Source organism: Stenotrophomonas genospecies 3, from assembly GCF_054473855.1.
Genome location: NZ_JBTMUR010000007.1, coordinates 172913 through 189119, shown reverse-complemented (window position 1 = coordinate 189119; position 16207 = coordinate 172913). Strand labels below are relative to the sequence as shown.

Sequence of the window (16207 nt, the reverse complement as noted above, 5' to 3'; positions counted from 1 at the left end):
CGCCCGCGGGATAGGTATGCGGGACGCGTGGAAGCGCGGATGGTTCCGGGGTTGGGCTTCCCTGTTGCCTCCGTGGCCGAACTCCTTGCGGAGCACCCCGGCACGGATGGGGGCAGCAGGTGTGGATTCACCGGTGACGTCCGGTGTGGACGGTCTCCCGCGCACGCAGGCGGCAGAAATCCGGTCGATTATAGCCCGCTGGGAGCGCTCGCTGCAATTGCCGGGTCCGGCGCGGTGAGATCGACCACGCGGCCGTCCTGCAGCCGGGCCTGGAAATGGCCACCGGCATAGCCGCCGGCATGGACGGGGAGGGCCCAGCGGCGTTCCCGGCCCGCCAGCAGGTAGCCGGCCAGTCCCGGCAGCAGCAGGGTGCGGCGTCCATCGCCGGCGACGAACGCAAGATCGTGCAGGCGGGCGTGAACGGAACCTGCGTTGCGCAGTCGCAGAAGAGGCTGCGACGTGCCGGGCTCGATCCCGGCATGCAGGTCCGGCCGCGCCAGGGGCGTCGCATGCCCCCGGAACAAGGGCAGCGAGTAGCGTGGCAGGTCCGGTCCGCTGGGGCTCAGGATCACCCGGTAGGCCTGCTCGAAGGCAACGGGCGACGTCTCCCGAGGCAGCAGCCAGATGCGTTGACGGGTGCCGGGCGGGAAGTCGAGCCGGGAGGGGCTGGCCAGGATCTGGTCGCTGGGCCGCAGCTTTTCCGCATCGACCTGCTGTTCCCAGGCCAGGATCCGAACCTCGCCCTGCCAGCGGCCGGGCCCGGGGTTGTACAGCCACAGCTCGCCGTGCCCCCCTTCGGCGGGCAGCTGCAGGGTGGTGGGCACCAGGTCCAGTGCCGCGGCGGGCAGTGCCAGCAGCAGTGCCAGCAGGCTCAGCAGGATGCGCATCAGTAGATGAGGGTCACGGCAGGCGCCGCGTCGTCGCTGTCGGCCGGCGGCGCGAGGTCGCGGATCTGTTGCGGAAGCTCGGGCGCGTCGCTGCTCCGGTGCGGTGCCGCGCATCGGGTGTTGCCGGCATCACTGCTGCAGCCCTCGACCACAGTCAGCCGGATCTGCAGGGAGGTGCTGCCGGGATCGGCCCACGCGGGCGTACTGGCGACCAGCATCGCCCCGATCAGAAGTGCGCGAACCACCTGCCATCCACCGTACTGTAGGACCCGTTGCGCGGTATCGGCCGGATCGGCCGAATCTGTAGGGTCGACTGCCAGTCGACTGGTCCTGGCGCAGGAGTGATGCGCGCATCCACGCACGGCGTGGATCTACCGGAACCCACCCCGGTGGGTGCCGACCATTCCAATCCATCCCGGTGGATGCCGACCGTTGGTCGGCACACAGGTCAGTAAGTGATCGTCACCTGCACCAGATCGTTGTAGGTACCGGCCGGGGGCTGGCCGGTGACCGGCGGCACCCGGCCATGGATGGTCAGCTGCTGCGCGCTGCCACTTCCGGTGCCGCCAACGGTATCGACATTGAGGGTATTGCCCCAGCGCAGGCTGCGCGCGGCGTCGCGGTACAGCTCATAGGGGAGGTAGTAGGTGCCGCTGCCAATGGTGGTGGCCATGCGCCGGGTGGTGGAGGCGGCGGGGTTGTTCTGGCCGTTGTTGAGGCTGATCTGGTAGGCGGTGTTCTTCAGGCAGGTCAGCGTGAGCGTGGCGGTCCGGTCGATGTTGGCGGAAATGCTGCCGGTGACGTTGCCGAAGTCCATGTTGGTGGTGACGTAGCTGCCGCATTGCGGCAGCACGTTGGCAGTGGCAGTGAAGCTGAAGGCCGCACTGGCGCTGTTGGTGCCGGTTGCGCCGCCGTTGCAGGCGGCCGGCACGGTGGCGTTGCCGAGCAGGACTTCGTTCCAGGCCCAGGTGAGCACCACGTTGGCGCCACTGAAGGTGCTGCTGTAAGCACCCGAAGCGAGGATCTGGTTGGCGGGGATCTGCGCGAACAGCTGCACGGACTGCGCACCGCTGCCGCCGGTCAGCAGCGGCACGTTGTAGCTCATGGTCAGTTCCTGCGCCGGCGGCGTGCCGCGTGGCACCAGGCCGGTGACCTGGCCGTAGCTGGCGTTGTTGTAGAGCTGGAAATTCATGGTGTCGCTGCTGGAAGTGGACATCGTGCGGAAGGTGGAGCTGCTGCCGCCGCCACTGCCTGCGCCGACACCCACGCAGACGCGGACGCCGGTGGTGGCCAGCAGGCTCAGTGCGGCGGTGGTGCAGGTCACCGTGATGTTCAGCGTCGCCGCCGTAGGGCCGGGAGCGTTGCTGTTGATGTTGCCGAACGGCAGGGTCGGGTTCGCGGTTGCCGTGCAGACCGCTGTCGCCTGGGCCGGTAGTGCCGCGAGCAGGCCGGCGAACAGCAGCATGCCGAGCAGCAGCACTCTCATGGCGCCACCTCCGGGATGCACGGCAGCGGTGCCGGCTTCGGCCGGGCGCCGGACGCCACTACCTTGGGCTGCTCGGGTACCTTCACCCGGCACTGGCCGCGGCTGGTGGTGATGTACAGCACGCTGCCGGCAGCGACGTCTTCCAGATACAGCAGGCCGTCATAGCCCACCGTGGCCTGGCGTCCGCCGGGCAACTGCACTTCGCTGCCCACTTCCAGCGGCTGCCCGTCCATGCTCTGAAGCGTCAGGCTCAGAGAGGGCCGCGAGCGCAACTGGAATGTCACGTGGGTCCCAGCGCGCTGGCGCGGCGTCACCCAGTCCTCGATGCGGTCGGCACGCATGTCCTCGGGCAGGTCCAGGGTGTCGATCGAGACCCGGTTGCGCTGCCAGGACAGCAGCGGGCTGACCAGTAACAGGCCACGATCATCGGTGACGCCGATCAGGCGGTTCTCCAGCCGCACCGGCACGCCACCGACACCATTGGTGCTGATCACCGCGAATGCATCGGAGACCTCGCGGGTGGCGAACGCGTGCCCGCCCATCCAGACCAGGCTGCCACTGGCGCTGCCGTAGGCATAGTTGAGCCCGCCCTGGCGAGAGGCGCCGAAGGAGTAGCGGCCGACGTCATTGAGGATGCCGACTTCGGCCAGGCCGCCACTGCCGTCCTCGCCGTGGCGCACCTGCGCGCGCCAACCGATGCCGCCTGCACTGCCATCGCCGGGCACCGGCTGGGTGACGTCGGCCACCCAGGTCTGGCTGTCGCCATTGCGCTGGCTGGACAGGCTGGCCTGGCGGTTGTTGCCCAGGCTGGCGGTTACCGACAGATAGATGCTGCGGTCATCACTCTGGTCCAGGTTCTGGTTCACCGAGAGGTAGGCCGACCAGCGCTGGCTCCAGGTCCGCGACCAGAACAGGCTGGCGTAGCGGTTGTCTTCGCCATCGGGGTAGCGCAGGCGCAGGTAGCTGGCGCTGAGCGTGCCCAGCCGCAGCAGGTCGGCGCCGACCGTGGCCTGTTCGCTGATGCTCGGCGGCAGGTTGCCCTGCAGTGCGCCCAAGTCGCGGTAATCACCATGGCTGCGCACGGTGCGCAGATTGACGTTGAGTCGGCGGTTGTTCCAGTTGTAGCCCAGTGCCCATTGCCCGCCCTGCAGGCCGTGATAGTCACTGTGCGCATAGGCGGCGTTGAACACGCCCGCGCCACCCAACAGCCACCAGCCGCCGATGCCGGCCTGGGCCAGGCCACCACCGCCTTCGGCATGAGCCTCGCCGGTGAACGTGTCACTGATGCCACCGCGCCAGCTGGCACTGGCCACGGTGCGGTCGTCGTAGGCGAAGGAGCGCTGGCCGAAGTCCTCACGCAGGTGGCCGATGCCGGCGGACCAGTCCGACAGGCCCTTGGCCAGCAGTTGCTGGGTGCCATAGAAACTGAAATCCAGTGTCTGCATGCGGCCGAATGCGTCGGTGACCACCACCTGTGCGCTGCCGGTGCCGCTTATCCCCGGCTGTGCGGCCAGCTGGAACGGGCCGACCGGGACCTGGCCGCTGTACTGGCGCAGGCCATCGACGTACAGCTCGACCGTCGACGGCACCACCGCCTGGCCGAGGAAACTGGGCGTGGGGGTCAGCACGCGATAGGGCTGCAGGCCGTAGTTGCGACCGATCTGCAGGCCACCCAGGCGCACCGGACGGGTCCAGTCGACGAAGCCGCTGTAGAAATCGCCGACCTCCAGCGTCATCGCCTGGTCGGGGAAATCCAGGCTCCAGCGCGTATCCAGGCGCACGCTCTCACCACGCCAGCGACGGTCGCCAGGCTGCTGGTAGCGCCTGCTGACCGCGGTGTTTTCGAAGGTGCCGTTGCCGACGCCGAACAGGCGCAGTTCGGAGCTCAGGCTGAGGTTGCCCAGCGTATCCACCCGGCTGCCATACACGTCGTAGTTGAGCAGCAGTCCGGGTGAGGCACTGCCTGCGGGCGCGCGTGTCTGCGGGCGGCTGAGCACGGTGGTTGGCAGGGTCAGCTGGTCCAGTGGCACGTCCAGCGCCAGGGTCTGCAGGCGTGCGTCATAGCGCACCACCGCGCCGCTGATCTGGTCCAGGTACACCGGTGCATCGCCGTGGGCGTTGAAGCCGAGCTGGCGCAGTACGTCGGGGCTGGCCTGCAGGCGGCCACGGTTCTCGATGAAAGGCAGCAGTCCGCGTGGGGTGCTGTTGAGCGAAACGTCCAGGTACAGCGTCTGGTTGGCGGTCAACGGTGTGGGCGGTGGCAGCATCGCATCGGCGGAGATGCCTGATACATCGGCGGTGGCGGTAGCCGCTGCACCGGACACATCGGCGGCTTGGGTCGCCGCAGGAGCCAGGGCAGCAAGCAGCGCGCCCATCAACGCCTCAGCGAGCCGATGGGGGCGACAGCGGCGTCTGTTCCGACTCGCCATTGAGCTTGGCCGTGATCTGGTCGTTGTCGCGGTCGATCGCCGTGCGCTCGATCGGCCAGCGCATCACCTGCCCGGGCAGCACGTAACCCAGCAGTCCGGGATGCACGATGCGTGGGCGCGTGGGGCTGCCCAGCGCAAGATCGGCGATCTGCGCATAGCTGTTGCCTGCGTTGGCCACCTCGACGCCGTTGCGGCCATCGGGCAACTGCACCAGGCGGGCCTGCAGCTGCGGCGCAAGCTTGCCGGCGGCGGGCTGCACGAACACCGGTATCGAATAGCGCAGCACGAACTGCATGCCGTCGGTGCGGGTGGCCAGGTCGGGCACCTCGTCGACAATCAGCCTGTAGTACTGCTGTGCCGGCGGTGGCGTCCTGTCCGGACGCATCACCCGGACCAGCTGCTGCTGCCCGGCAGCCAGTTCCTGCATCGGCGGGGTGACCACCAGTTCATCGGTGGGCAACAGTTGCTCCTGGCCGTCCTGCTGCACCCAGCGGAACACCCGAACCTGCAGCTTCACCGGCGAGGTGCCACTGTTGGTCAGCCAAAGCTCGCCGGCACGCTGGCGCGCTTCCAGCTGCAGGCTGGTCGGGGCGACCTGCAGGCTGGTGGCTTCGACCGGGGCGGCGAGTACCAGGCTCAGGACGAGCAGCGCCACGCCGGTGGCGCGCCACGGGCGGGGTCCGGCCATGCGGGCGTGCTCCATCAATAGGTGATCGTGGCGGTAACCGTATCCAGGTAGTTGCCGGTCGCCGGGTTGTTGGTGCTCAGGTTCAGGATCTGGCCGTAGACGATGTAGGGCACGGCCAGGCCGGTGCCGATGCCAGCCTGGGTGTTGGTGCCGGAGGTGGCACCCCATACCAGGGTGTGCGCGGCGTCCTGGTAGAGCTGGTAGCCGACGTAGTTGTTGGCGGTCACCGCGGCGTTGGTGTTCTTCATCCGGCGAGTGGTGACGTCATTCGCGGTGCTGGCATTGGCACCCGCATTCAGTGAAATCGTGTACGGGGTCAGTGCCGAGCACTGGGCGGTCACCGTGCCCTGACCCAGGGTGGGGGGCGCGGTGGTCGAGGCCGCCGTGCCGAAGTCAACGTTGGTGGCGGCAGCAGCCGTGATCGTGCAGGCCTTGGTCACCACCAGGGTGACATTGAAGGTGGTGGTGTCTGCGGCCAGGGCCGGGCCGGACAGCAGGACCCCGGCCAGGGCCCAGGCAAGCGGGGAACGAAGCGCGGATCGCATGGACAACCTCCCTGACCCGAAGGTCCGTTGAACAAGGCGAAGGCGGCACGTTCGGCACCGCTTCGGCGACGGTGACCCCAGCTTAGGAGGCGTAAGTGTCTGTATTCCGTGATAAACAGGGAGACGAAAGGGGGGCGGCGATCACGCTTTCACTTTCCTTGCCGGAACCGTGCATGGCCCGGATCGCCAGTTGGGTGGCGTTCGTTCAGATTGTGGCCGGATCGGCGATAATGGGGGCCATGAGCGTGAATCTGAAAACCCCGCAGGAAATCGAGATGATGCGAATCGCCGGCCGCATGGCCAGCGAAGTGCTCGACATCGTCACCCCCCACGTCAAGCCCGGTGTCACCACCGAGGAACTGGACCGCATCTGCCACGACCACATCGTGAACGTGCAGGGCGCCGTTCCGGCCAACGTCGGCTACCGCGGCTTCCCGAAGACCGTGTGCACCTCGGTCAACAACGTCATCTGCCATGGCATCCCCAGCGAAGGGAAGGTGCTCAAGGATGGCGACATCATCAACATCGACGTCACCGTCATCAAGGATGGCTGGCACGGCGACACCAGCCGCATGTACTTCGTCGGCACCCCGTCGGTGATGGCCCGCCGCCTGGTGGAAACCACCTACGAAGCCATGTGGCGCGGCATCCGCGCGGTGCGTCCGGGCGCGACCCTGGGCGACATCGGCCATGCCATCCAGAGCTATGCCGAAGGCGAGCGTTTCAGCGTGGTGCGCGAGTACTGCGGCCACGGCATCGGCAAGGTCTACCACGATGAGCCGCAGGTGGTGCATTACGGCCGCCCGGGCCAGGGCCTGGTGCTGCAGCCTGGCATGACCTTCACCATCGAGCCGATGATCAACGAGGGCACCCGCTACAACAAGGTGCTGCCGGATGGCTGGACCGTGGTGACCAAGGACCGCAAGCTGTCGGCACAGTGGGAGCACATGATCGCGGTCACCGAGACCGGCGTGGACGTGCTGACCCTGTCGCCGGGCGAGTCGCAGGTCTCCTGACGATGCTGCCGGCGAGTTCGCTGCTGGACACGCCGGCCGCGTCGCTCAACGACCCGGACTGGGCTGCTGCCGCGCGCCAGGCGCTGCAGCAGGCCGACGCGCGCCTGTACCGCCGCTTCGACCAGGGCGACAACATCGAGCGCCTGCTGGCACTGCGCGCGCGCGCTGCCGACCATCTGATCCGCCTGGCCTGGCAGCGCTGCCTGCCGGCCGACAGCGGGCTGTCGCTGTTCGCGGTCGGCGGCTATGGCCGCGGTGAACTGTTTCCGCGTTCGGACATCGACCTGCTGGTGTTCGGCGATCCGCCGGCACAGCTGGCCCATGAGGCGGCGCTGGCGCGCCTGTTCGCACTGCTGTGGGACTGTGGGTTGGCCGTCAGCCATGCGGTGCGTTCTGCATCGCAGTGCCGCGAGGCGGCAGCGGACCAGACCGTGCTGACCGCGCTGATCGAGGCGCGCCCGATCCTGGCCGATGATGTGGCGCGCCGCGCGCTGCGCGAGGCCGTCGACGATCGTGAACTGTGGCCGGCGCGCACCTTCTTCCTGGCCAAGCTGGAAGAGCTGCGCAACCGACACCAGCGCTTCGGCGACACCGCCGACAACCTGGAGCCGGATCTGAAGGATGGCCCCGGTGGGCTGCGCGATCTCAACACGCTGGGCTGGATGGCACTGCGTGCGTTCGGTGTGCGTGACCTGGAGGCGCTGGTCGGGCTCGGCCATCTGGGCGCAGACGAAGCGGCAGCACTGAAGCGCGAACGTGCGGTGCTGGCGCGGCTGCGCTTTGGCCTGCATCTGGTCGCGCGTCGCCCGGAAGAGCGCCTGCGTTTTGATTACCAGAAGACCTTGGCGGCACGCCTGGGCTTTGAAGACGATGCCGAGAACCTCGGTGTCGAGAAGATGATGCAGGGCTTCTACCGCGCCGCGCTGGTCGTGCGCCGGATCAGCGACCGTCTGCTGCAGCGCTTCGAGGAACAGTTCGATGGCGAGGCGCAGCCGGAGCCGCTGACCGTGGGTTTTTCCCTGCGCCGTGGTTACCTGGCGGCCAACGAAGCCGACTGGCCGCGCGGCGACATCGGCCAGGTGTTCGCGCTGTTCGCCAGCTGGGCCAACAATCCGCAGGTGCGCGGCCTGCATTCGCTGACCGCGCGTGCGCTGGCCGAAGCGCTGCCGCTGCTGCCGGCCTACGACCAGGCTGATGCCGATGCACGCGAGCAGTTCCTGGCGCTGCTGCGCGGCCAGCGCCCGGTCGATACGCTCTCGCGCATGGCGCGGCTGGGCGTGCTTGGCCAGTGGATTCCCGCCTTCGCCCAGGTCAGCGGGCGCATGCAGTTCGACCTGTTCCATGTCTACACCGTCGACCAGCACACGCTGATGGTCCTGCGCAACATCGGCCTGTTTGCCAGCAGCCGTGCCGACGAGCGCTTCTCGATCGCGCACGAAGTGTGGCCGCGCCTGCGCAAGCCGGAACTGCTCCTGCTGGCCGGCCTGTTCCATGACATCGCCAAGGGCCGTGGCGGCGACCACTCGGAACTGGGCGCGGTGGACGCGCGCGCGTTCTGCCAGGCACATGCGCTCAGTGGCACCGATACCGAGCTGGTGGCGTGGCTGGTCGAACAGCACCTGCGCATGTCGGTGACCGCGCAGAAGCAGGACATCGCCGATCCGGAGGTGATCCATCGCTTCGCCACCCTGGTCGGCAGCCGCGACCGCCTGGACTACCTGTACCTGCTGACCTGCGCCGACATCGCCGGCACCAGCCCGAAGCTGTGGAACGCCTGGAAGGACCGCCTGCTGGCCGACCTGTACTTCGCCACCCGGCGCGCGCTGCGCGAGGGGCTGGAACACCCGGTGCCGGCGGCCGAGCGCGTGGCCGAAGCGCGTGACAGCGTGCGCGCGCTGGTGCGCGAGCGAGGTTACGACGATGCCACCATCGATCGCCAGTTCGCGGTGATGCCCGACGAAGGCTTCATCCGCCTGCGCCCGGAGCAGCTGGCCTGGCAGGCTGCCGCGCTGGTGCCGGTGAAGCAGGGCCAGGCGCTGGTGAAGGTACGCCGGATCAGTGTCGACGATCCCGCGCTGGAAGTCTTCGTGCATTCGCCGGACCGCGACGGCCTGTTCGCCGCGATCGTGATGACGCTGGACCGCAAGGGCTACGGCATCCACCGCGCACGCGTGCTGGACGGTCCGGCCGATACCATCTTCGATACCTTCGAAGTGAACCCGGCCGATACCTTCGCCGATGGCAGCAGTGCCAACCTGGAAGCGGCGCTGCGCGACGCACTCAGTGGTGACCTGTCGCGCCTGCGGCCGTCACGCCGGGTGGTGCCACGGCAGCTGCGGCACTTCCGCTTCGCCCCGCGCATCGAATTCCGCGATGAGCCGGGCGCAACCCGTTTCGCCCTGGTCGCCCCCGACCGCCCCGGCCTGCTGGCCGATGTGGCGTTCGTGCTGCGCAATCAGGGCCTGCGCGTGCATGATGCGCGCATTGCCACGTTCGGCGAACGCGCCGAAGACACCTTCGTGATCAGTGACGAACACGACCTCCCCCTGACTGAACCTGCCCGGCAGCAGCTGCATGACGCGATGCTGGCCTGCCTGGACCCTGATCGAAACGCCGGAGACCCCGCCTGATGGCCACCAAGCCCGCCAAGAAGACCGCCGCGACCCCAAAGAGCGCAGCGGCCCGGAAACCTGCTGCTGCCGCACCGGCCGCGAAGAAGACCCCAGCGCCGAAGAAGGCCGCTGCGGTGACGGCCCCGGCGAAGAAAGCGGCTGCGGTGAAGCGTGCTGTGAAGAAGCCGGCGCCGGCCAAGAGTGCCGAAGCGGTCCGCGCCGAAACCATCGCCCGCAAGTCGCTGCGCAAGCCTTCAGCCCCGGGCGTGGAAGAGCTGAAGTTCGGCATCGAGAGTGCCTTCGAGCGCCGCGCTACCTTGACCCTGCACGAGCTGGAAGGCTCGACCAAGCCGCTGGTCAACCGCGTGATTGACGGCCTGGAGAGCGGTGAGTTCCGTGTTGCCGAGCCGGACGGCCAGGGTGGCTGGAAGGTCAACGAGTGGCTGAAGAAGGCCGTGCTGTTGTACTTCCGCGTCAACGACATGGCGGTGGTCGATGCCCGTCCGGCGCCGTTCTGGGACAAGGTCGAATCGCGCTTCGCCGGCTATGACGAAGCGAAGTTCCGCCGTGGTGGCGTGCGCGTGGTGCCGGGCGCGATCGCCCGCCGCGGCACGTACTTCGGCAAGGACGTGGTGCTGATGCCGAGCTTCACCAACATCGGCGCCTATGTCGGCGAAGGCACCATGGTCGACACCTGGGCCACCGTCGGTTCCTGCGCGCAGATCGGCCAGCACTGCCACCTGTCCGGCGGCGCCGGCATCGGTGGCGTGCTGGAACCGCTGCAGGCCAGCCCGACCATCATCGAGGACCACTGCTTCATCGGTGCGCGCTCGGAAGTGGTGGAAGGCGTGGTGGTTGGCCACCACAGCGTGATCGGCATGGGCGTGTTCCTCAGCCAGAGCACCCGCATCTACAACCGTGCCACCGGCGAGATCAGCTACGGCTACATCCCGCCGTACAGCGTGGTGGTGTCCGGCTCGCTGCCGAGCAAGGACGGTACCCATTCGCTGTACTGCGCGGTGATCGTCAAGCAGGTTGATGCCAAGACCCGCAGCAAGACCAGCGTCAACGACCTGCTGCGCGGCCTGGCCGACTGAAGGTGACTGCGCCGGAGGATCTGGCGCAGTCCGCGATCTACCGGCATCCGTTCGACACCCTGGTCGGGCGGATGCTGCCGCGCCTGCTGCACGCCCCGCGCTGGAACCGGCTGCGCCGTGCACTGTCGCGGCGCTGGCCGATGCCGGCGCTGGTCAGTGACGTGCGCGATGTGGTCTACGTGAGCTGGTGGGTCGACGTGCGTCACGCACCAATGCCACCGCCGGGCCATCACTACGTGGTCCATGCCGGACGCACGCCTTACACCATCCTCAGCTACCGTCACAGCCACTTCGGGCCCGCGCTGGCTGGGCCGCTGCGTTCCCTGATGCCGTCGCCACGGCAGAGCAACTGGCGCTGGTACCTGCGTCGTGACGACGATCCGGACGGGACGCCGGTGGTGCTGTTCGATCGCAACGTGATGGACCAGCTGGCCTTCGTCGCTGGCGCGCGCGTTTTCAGCGATGCCATGCAACCGCATCTGTCCATACGCTTCGAGCATGTGGTGCGCACCGATGGCGATGGGCACACCCTGATCGAAGGCGGGCAGGGCAGTGCCCCGGCGTTGCACCTGCAGTGGCAGGCCGCCGCGGGCTGGGACGATGCCGGGTGGGCGGCGGCCTTCGGCAACCATCAGGCCCTGCTGCGTTTCCTCACCTGCCAGGACGAGGCCATCGCCCGTACCTGCGACGGCCGCTGGGCCAGCACCCGCATCGCGCTGCCGGTGGACATCGCACAGTTGCAACCGCTGCAGCTGGAGGGCGAACCGCAGTGCCCGCGTCTGCAGGCAATGGGCGTGGCGCTGCACGAGGGGCTGGCCTTCCGGCTGCCAAACGTGCCGTTCCGGGTCGTGTCCGAGCGCCTGTTGTGAGATTCTGGCCCTCTGTTTTCCAGCATCACAGATGGCCATGAGCACCACTGTCTACGGTTTGAAGAACTGCGATACCTGCAAGAAGGCGACCAAGTGGCTGGACCGCTTCGGCGTGCCTTACACCTTCGTCGATTACCGCGAGAACAAGCCGAGCCCGGAAACACTGCTGGCGTGGGCTGGGCAGCTGGGGGGCCTGGCCGCGATGGTGAACAAGTCGTCCACCACCTGGCGGCAGTTGCCGGACAACCGCAAGGCCGCCGACTCCGAGGCCGAATGGAAGCTGCTGCTGCGTGAATACCCGCAGCTGATCAAGCGTCCGCTGGTGGTCACGGCCGATGGCACGGTCAGCCAGGGCTTCAGCGACAACGGTTTCAAGGCCCGCTTCGGCGTGGGTGACGCATGAGTGCGGTCCTCGACCTGACCTGCGAACTGATCGCACGACCCTCGGTGACGCCGGATGATGCTGGCTGCCAGACACTGCTGGCGGCACGCCTGAAGCAGGCCGGGTTCCAGTGCGATCACCTGCGCCTGGGCGAGGTCGACAACCTGTGGGCGACCCATGGCCAGGGCGCGCCGGTGCTGGTGCTGCTGGGCCATACCGACGTGGTGCCGACGGGCCCGCGCGAGGCCTGGGCCAGCGACCCGTTCACGCCGCAGATCCGTGACGGCGTGCTGTACGGCCGTGGCGCCGCCGACATGAAGGGCAGCGTGGCGGCGTTCGTGGTCGCCGCCGAGCAGTTCGTCGCCGCACATCCCGATCACCCTGGCACGCTGGCGGTACTGCTGACCAGCGACGAGGAAGGCGATGCCATCGATGGTGTGCGTCACGTTGCACGGCTGTTCGCCGAGCGCGGCCAACGCATCGACTGGTGCATTACCGGTGAACCGTCGTCGACCGCGATCCTGGGTGACCTGCTGCGCGTGGGGCGTCGTGGCAGCCTGTCGGCCAAGCTGCGCGTGCAGGGCGTACAGGGCCACGTGGCGTACCCGGATAAGGCGCGCAACCCGATTCACCAGGCTGCTCCGGCCCTGGCCGAACTGAGCGCGCGGCGCTGGGATGACGGCTACGAGAGTTTCCCGCCGACCAGCCTGCAAGTCTCCAACATCCATGCCGGCACCGGTGCCAACAACGTGATTCCCGGCGAGCTGGAGGTGGATTTCAACATCCGCTACAACCCGCACTGGGATGCACCGAAGCTGGAGGCGGAGATCACCGCATTGCTGGGCCGCCATGGCCTGCAGTACACGCTGAAGTGGCACCGCAGCGGCGAGCCGTTCTACACCCCGGAAGGCACGCTGCGCGCCACCGCGCGTGCGGTGCTGGCCGAGCACATCGGCCGTGCGCCGGAAGAAAGCACCGGCGGCGGCACGTCAGATGCACGCTTCATCGCGCCACTGGGTGCGCAGTGCATCGAAGTGGGGCCGGTCAACGCCAGTATCCACCAGGTGGATGAGAACGTACGCGTGGGCGATCTGGAAGCGTTGCCGGGGCTGTACCAGCGCCTGGTGGAACGGCTGCTGGTGGGAACCCCATGACGGAATGAATCCCGCGAGGGTGGGTGCCGACCGTTGGTCGGCACGCCTCCCGCCGGGGCCGCTTCTCTACTCGGAAAAAATGAAGAACGGCGGCTCGACCGCTTTCTTCCAGTAACTTGGCGCGGCCATGTAGAAGTGTTGCGCCTCGGCTCTGGCGAACCAGCGCGCCGCCGCGTCGGTGTCTTTCTCCACACCCGGCGCACTGCGGCCCAGCAGCAGACCGGCGAAGTACTGGCCGAACACATTGCCCTTCTCACCGGCGCGCTGGTACAGCTGCAGCGCACGCACCGGATCGCGCGGCAGTCCCACGCCCTTTTCCAGCAGCGCGCCCAGGTCGACCTGCGCTTCGGCGTCGCCGTGCTCGGCACGACGCTGGATCTGCGCCACCAGCGGATGCACGGTGTCACCCTGTGCCGCCACCGCATCCGGCAGTCGCGACGATGAACCCGGGTAGCGCTTGTAGATCATTCCGCGCAGGTCCCAGCGCAGCGCCTGCTGCGCGTCGCCTTGCTGGCGGTAGGCCTTGGCGAGCCCGTAGAACGCATAGGGATTGCCGTGGTTGGCAGCCGCCAGATACGCGCGTTCGCCACGTCGCCAGGACGCGCGCAGGACAGGTGCCGGGTTGATGTGGGGGCTGTCGGCATGCTGCAGCGTACCGGAGGTCCAGATCCGGCCCAGTGCTTCTTCCGCTTTGGTGTTGCGGAAGGTCCAGGGCGTGATCGCGGCAGCACGCTCGTAGTAGGTAACGGCGCGCGGATCGTTGAAACGTTCGAAGGTCTGCGCAGTGTCCCAGGCTCCGTCGAAGCTGCCGTCGGTGCGGCGTCGCTCCAGTGCCTGCTGCTGCGCCAGCGGCAACGTGGAGGGCGGAGGCAGGGTCTGGCAGGCGGCCAGGCCCAGGCAGAGCAGGGCGGCCAGCGCCGCGTTGCGTCCAGTGCGGTGTTGCATTTCCATTACACGTTTCACGGCGGGCCATTATGCGCGCCGGGGAGTGGTTGCCAACGCAACGGTTGCGCCGTGCCGGAAACCGGGGTAGGGTCGATGCCATGTCGATCCGCCTGGCCACCGCCGTCAATAACAACAACCGCAATAATCTGCGCGCGAATAATCGTGCGCGGCCGATGCGGGACTGCGCCCTGGGTAGATAGACAGCAACACACGCCCGGACACCAGAAAACCCGCATCAGCCGATGCGGGTTTTTTTGTGCCCGGGCGCAGCCCCACCCGGGCCTGGATGGCCGGTCGAACACCCTCCCACCCGTGAAATCCCCCAACAGGAGCTCTCCCATGTGTTCGATCTTCGGAATCTTCGGCCTGCAGGCCGGTGACGATCTTCCCGCCCTGCGCCGCCATGCGCTGGAACTGTCGCAGCGCCAGCGCCACCGTGGCCCGGACTGGAGCGGCGTGTACCTCGACGAAGGTGCGCTGCTGGTCCATGAGCGGCTGGCCATCGTCGACCCGGCCGGTGGTTCGCAGCCGCTGCTGTCGGCCGATGGCCAGCTGGCGCTCGCGGTGAACGGCGAGATCTACAACCACCAGGCGTTGAAGGCGGCGCTGACCACCGCCTACGACTTCCAGACCGGCTCGGACTGCGAGGTGATCAACGCGCTGTATCGCCAGGGCAGTTCGCCGGCGCAGTGGCTGGAACAGCTCAACGGCATCTTCGCCTTCGCGCTGTGGGACCGCGACAGCGGGCGCGTGCTGGTGGCGCGTGACCCGGTGGGCGTGGTGCCGCTGTACTGGGGCCACGATGCCCAGGGGCGCCTACGCGTGGCCTCGGAAATGAAGGCGCTGGTCGACACCTGTGCCGACGTCGCACAGTTCCCGCCGGGTCACTACTTCGACAGTGCCAGCGGTGAGCTGGTGCGCTATTACCAGCAGCCGTGGCGCGACTACGCCGACGTGCAGGGCCGCCAGGCCGACCTGGCCGAACTGCGCCAGGCCTTCGAGCATGCGGTGGAGCGCCAGCTGATGAGCGACGTGCCGTATGGGGTGCTGCTGTCCGGTGGCCTGGACTCGTCGCTGGTGGCGGCCGTTGCCGCGCGCTATGCGCGTCGCCGCATCGAGGATGGCGGGCAGACCGAAGCCTGGTGGCCGCGCCTGCATTCGTTCGCGATCGGCTTGAAGGGCTCGCCCGATCTGGCGGCCGCGGCGATCGCTGCCGAGGCACTCGGCACCGTGCATCACGGCTTCGAATACACCTTCGAGGAAGGCCTCGACGCGCTGCCGGAAGTGATCCGTCACATCGAGACCTACGACGTCACCACCATCCGCGCCTCGACGCCGATGTTCCTGCTGGCACGGCGGATCAAGGCGATGGGCGTGAAAATGGTGCTGTCCGGCGAGGGCAGCGATGAGATCTTTGGTGGCTACCTGTACTTCCACAAGGCGCCGGATGCACGTGAATTCCACGACGAGCTGGTGCGCAAGCTGGACGCGCTGCACAACTACGACTGCCTGCGCGCCAACAAGTCGATGATGGCCTGGGGCGTGGAGCCGCGCGTGCCGTTCCTCGATCGTGAGTTCCTTGATGTGGCGATGCGCTTCGATGCCGCGCACAAGATGGTCGGCGCCGGCTTTGGCGGGCGTCGCATCGAAAAGGCGGTGCTGCGCGAGGCGTTCGACGACTACCTGCCGGACAGCATCCTGTGGCGGCAGAAGGAACAGTTCAGCGATGGCGTCGGCTACGGCTGGATCGACGGGCTGAAGGCGCATGCCGAAGCACAGGTGAGCGACCGTGTACTGGCGGCGGCCGACAAGCGCTTCCCGCACAACCCGCCACAGACCAAGGAGGCGTACTACTACCGCCACCTGTTCGAGCAGTTCTTCCCCAGCCGTGCGGCGGCCGAGACCGTGCCGGGCGGCAAGTCGATCGCTTGTTCGTCGCCGGCCGCCATTGCCTGGGACGCCAGCTTCGCCGCGGCGGCAGATCCGTCGGGCCGCGCGATCGCCGGCGTGCACGAACAGGCACTGGCCTAAGCCCTCAAAAAGGGGACGGAGGGGATTAAGTCGTTTGTGCCACTAACGCCTTAATCCCCTCCGTCC

The 16207-nt window shown here is 67.8% G+C and carries 14 protein-coding genes; 7 read left to right on the top strand and 7 right to left on the bottom strand.

Annotated features, from left to right (window positions below):
- Window positions 1-188 precede the first annotated feature (188 nt).
- The 6 genes from ACX9OT_RS11500 to ACX9OT_RS11475 all read right to left on the bottom strand — a co-directional run bounded on the left by ACX9OT_RS11500 (window position 189) and on the right by ACX9OT_RS11475 (window position 6035).
- Window positions 189-887 carry a fimbrial biogenesis chaperone gene (locus ACX9OT_RS11500; protein WP_459002152.1) on the bottom strand — a complete coding sequence of 233 codons (699 nt, stop codon included), beginning with the start codon at window positions 885-887 and terminating at the stop codon, window positions 189-191.
- Complete coding sequence (locus ACX9OT_RS11495) at window positions 887-1105, bottom strand: hypothetical protein (protein WP_459002214.1); 219 nt, start codon at window positions 1103-1105, stop codon at window positions 887-889. The genes ACX9OT_RS11500 and ACX9OT_RS11495 overlap by 1 nt, the downstream gene beginning before the upstream one ends.
- Window positions 1106-1335: 230 nt before the next feature.
- A complete protein-coding gene (locus ACX9OT_RS11490; protein ID WP_458073659.1) occupies window positions 1336-2373 on the bottom strand; it encodes a Csu type fimbrial protein in 1038 nt (345 codons plus the stop codon).
- Window positions 2370-4748, bottom strand: a complete 2379-nt coding sequence (locus tag ACX9OT_RS11485; RefSeq protein WP_459002150.1) for a fimbria/pilus outer membrane usher protein — start codon at window positions 4746-4748, stop codon at window positions 2370-2372. The genes ACX9OT_RS11490 and ACX9OT_RS11485 overlap by 4 nt, the downstream gene beginning before the upstream one ends.
- 7 nt (window positions 4749-4755) lie before the next feature.
- The gene (locus ACX9OT_RS11480; RefSeq protein WP_459002148.1) at window positions 4756-5505 is read right to left on the bottom strand and encodes a fimbrial biogenesis chaperone; all 750 of its coding nucleotides are present in this window, start codon (window positions 5503-5505) and stop codon (window positions 4756-4758) included.
- Complete coding sequence (locus ACX9OT_RS11475) at window positions 5505-6035, bottom strand: Csu type fimbrial protein (protein WP_459002146.1); 531 nt, start codon at window positions 6033-6035, stop codon at window positions 5505-5507. The genes ACX9OT_RS11480 and ACX9OT_RS11475 overlap by 1 nt, the downstream gene beginning before the upstream one ends.
- A 173-nt stretch (window positions 6036-6208) precedes the next feature.
- Between ACX9OT_RS11475 and map the strand changes: the two genes are divergently transcribed.
- The 6 genes from map to dapE are packed head-to-tail and all read left to right on the top strand — an operon-like array spanning window position 6209 to window position 13165.
- A complete protein-coding gene (gene map, locus ACX9OT_RS11470; protein WP_080355365.1) occupies window positions 6209-7051 on the top strand; it encodes a type I methionyl aminopeptidase in 843 nt (280 codons plus the stop codon).
- 20 nt (window positions 7052-7071) lie between these two features.
- Window positions 7072-9681 (top strand): [protein-PII] uridylyltransferase, encoded by a 2610-nt coding sequence (locus ACX9OT_RS11465; RefSeq protein WP_459002212.1) that lies wholly within the window; start codon window positions 7072-7074, stop codon window positions 9679-9681.
- Complete coding sequence (gene dapD / locus ACX9OT_RS11460; protein WP_423174757.1) at window positions 9681-10760, top strand: 2,3,4,5-tetrahydropyridine-2,6-dicarboxylate N-succinyltransferase; 1080 nt, start codon at window positions 9681-9683, stop codon at window positions 10758-10760. The genes ACX9OT_RS11465 and dapD overlap by 1 nt, the downstream gene beginning before the upstream one ends.
- Window positions 10761-10762: 2 nt before the next feature.
- Window positions 10763-11629 carry a hypothetical protein gene (locus ACX9OT_RS11455; RefSeq protein ID WP_459002143.1) on the top strand — a complete coding sequence of 289 codons (867 nt, stop codon included), beginning with the start codon at window positions 10763-10765 and terminating at the stop codon, window positions 11627-11629.
- A gap of 31 nt (window positions 11630-11660) precedes the next feature.
- Window positions 11661-12032: an arsenate reductase gene (locus ACX9OT_RS11450; protein WP_180838119.1), complete on the top strand. Its 372-nt coding sequence runs from the start codon at window positions 11661-11663 to the stop codon at window positions 12030-12032.
- On the top strand, window positions 12029-13165 hold the full coding sequence (gene dapE, locus ACX9OT_RS11445) for a succinyl-diaminopimelate desuccinylase (protein ID WP_459002141.1): 1137 nt from the start codon (window positions 12029-12031) through the stop codon (window positions 13163-13165). The genes ACX9OT_RS11450 and dapE overlap by 4 nt, the downstream gene beginning before the upstream one ends.
- A 66-nt stretch (window positions 13166-13231) precedes the next feature.
- Here dapE and ACX9OT_RS11440 read toward each other — a convergent pair whose 3' ends face one another.
- Complete coding sequence (locus ACX9OT_RS11440; RefSeq protein ID WP_459002210.1) at window positions 13232-14110, bottom strand: tetratricopeptide repeat protein; 879 nt, start codon at window positions 14108-14110, stop codon at window positions 13232-13234.
- A gap of 339 nt (window positions 14111-14449) precedes the next feature.
- On the opposite strand from ACX9OT_RS11440, the gene asnB reads away from it, so the two are divergent.
- Window positions 14450-16141, top strand: a complete 1692-nt coding sequence (gene asnB, locus ACX9OT_RS11435) for an asparagine synthase B (RefSeq protein WP_459002139.1) — start codon at window positions 14450-14452, stop codon at window positions 16139-16141.
- The last annotated feature ends 66 nt before the right edge of the window (window positions 16142-16207 follow it).

Bases quoted from the DNA above. Each gene is read 5' to 3' on its own strand.
- ACX9OT_RS11500 (WP_459002152.1), bottom strand. From the start codon at position 887: ATGCGCATCCTGCTGAGCCTGCTGGCACTGCTGCTGGCACTGCCCGCC.
- ACX9OT_RS11495 (WP_459002214.1), bottom strand. From the start codon at position 1,105: ATGCTGGTCGCCAGTACGCCCGCGTGGGCCGATCCCGGCAGCACCTCC.
- ACX9OT_RS11490 (WP_458073659.1), bottom strand. From the start codon at position 2,373: ATGAGAGTGCTGCTGCTCGGCATGCTGCTGTTCGCCGGCCTGCTCGCG.
- ACX9OT_RS11485 (WP_459002150.1), bottom strand. From the start codon at position 4,748: ATGGGCGCGCTGCTTGCTGCCCTGGCTCCTGCGGCGACCCAAGCCGCC.
- ACX9OT_RS11480 (WP_459002148.1), bottom strand. From the start codon at position 5,505: ATGGAGCACGCCCGCATGGCCGGACCCCGCCCGTGGCGCGCCACCGGC.
- ACX9OT_RS11475 (WP_459002146.1), bottom strand. From the start codon at position 6,035: ATGCGATCCGCGCTTCGTTCCCCGCTTGCCTGGGCCCTGGCCGGGGTC.
- map (WP_080355365.1), top strand. From the start codon at position 6,209: ATGGCCCGGATCGCCAGTTGGGTGGCGTTCGTTCAGATTGTGGCCGGA.
- dapD (WP_423174757.1), top strand. From the start codon at position 9,681: ATGGCCACCAAGCCCGCCAAGAAGACCGCCGCGACCCCAAAGAGCGCA.
- ACX9OT_RS11450 (WP_180838119.1), top strand. From the start codon at position 11,661: ATGGCCATGAGCACCACTGTCTACGGTTTGAAGAACTGCGATACCTGC.
- dapE (WP_459002141.1), top strand. From the start codon at position 12,029: ATGAGTGCGGTCCTCGACCTGACCTGCGAACTGATCGCACGACCCTCG.
- ACX9OT_RS11440 (WP_459002210.1), bottom strand. From the start codon at position 14,110: ATGCAACACCGCACTGGACGCAACGCGGCGCTGGCCGCCCTGCTCTGC.
- asnB (WP_459002139.1), top strand. From the start codon at position 14,450: ATGTGTTCGATCTTCGGAATCTTCGGCCTGCAGGCCGGTGACGATCTT.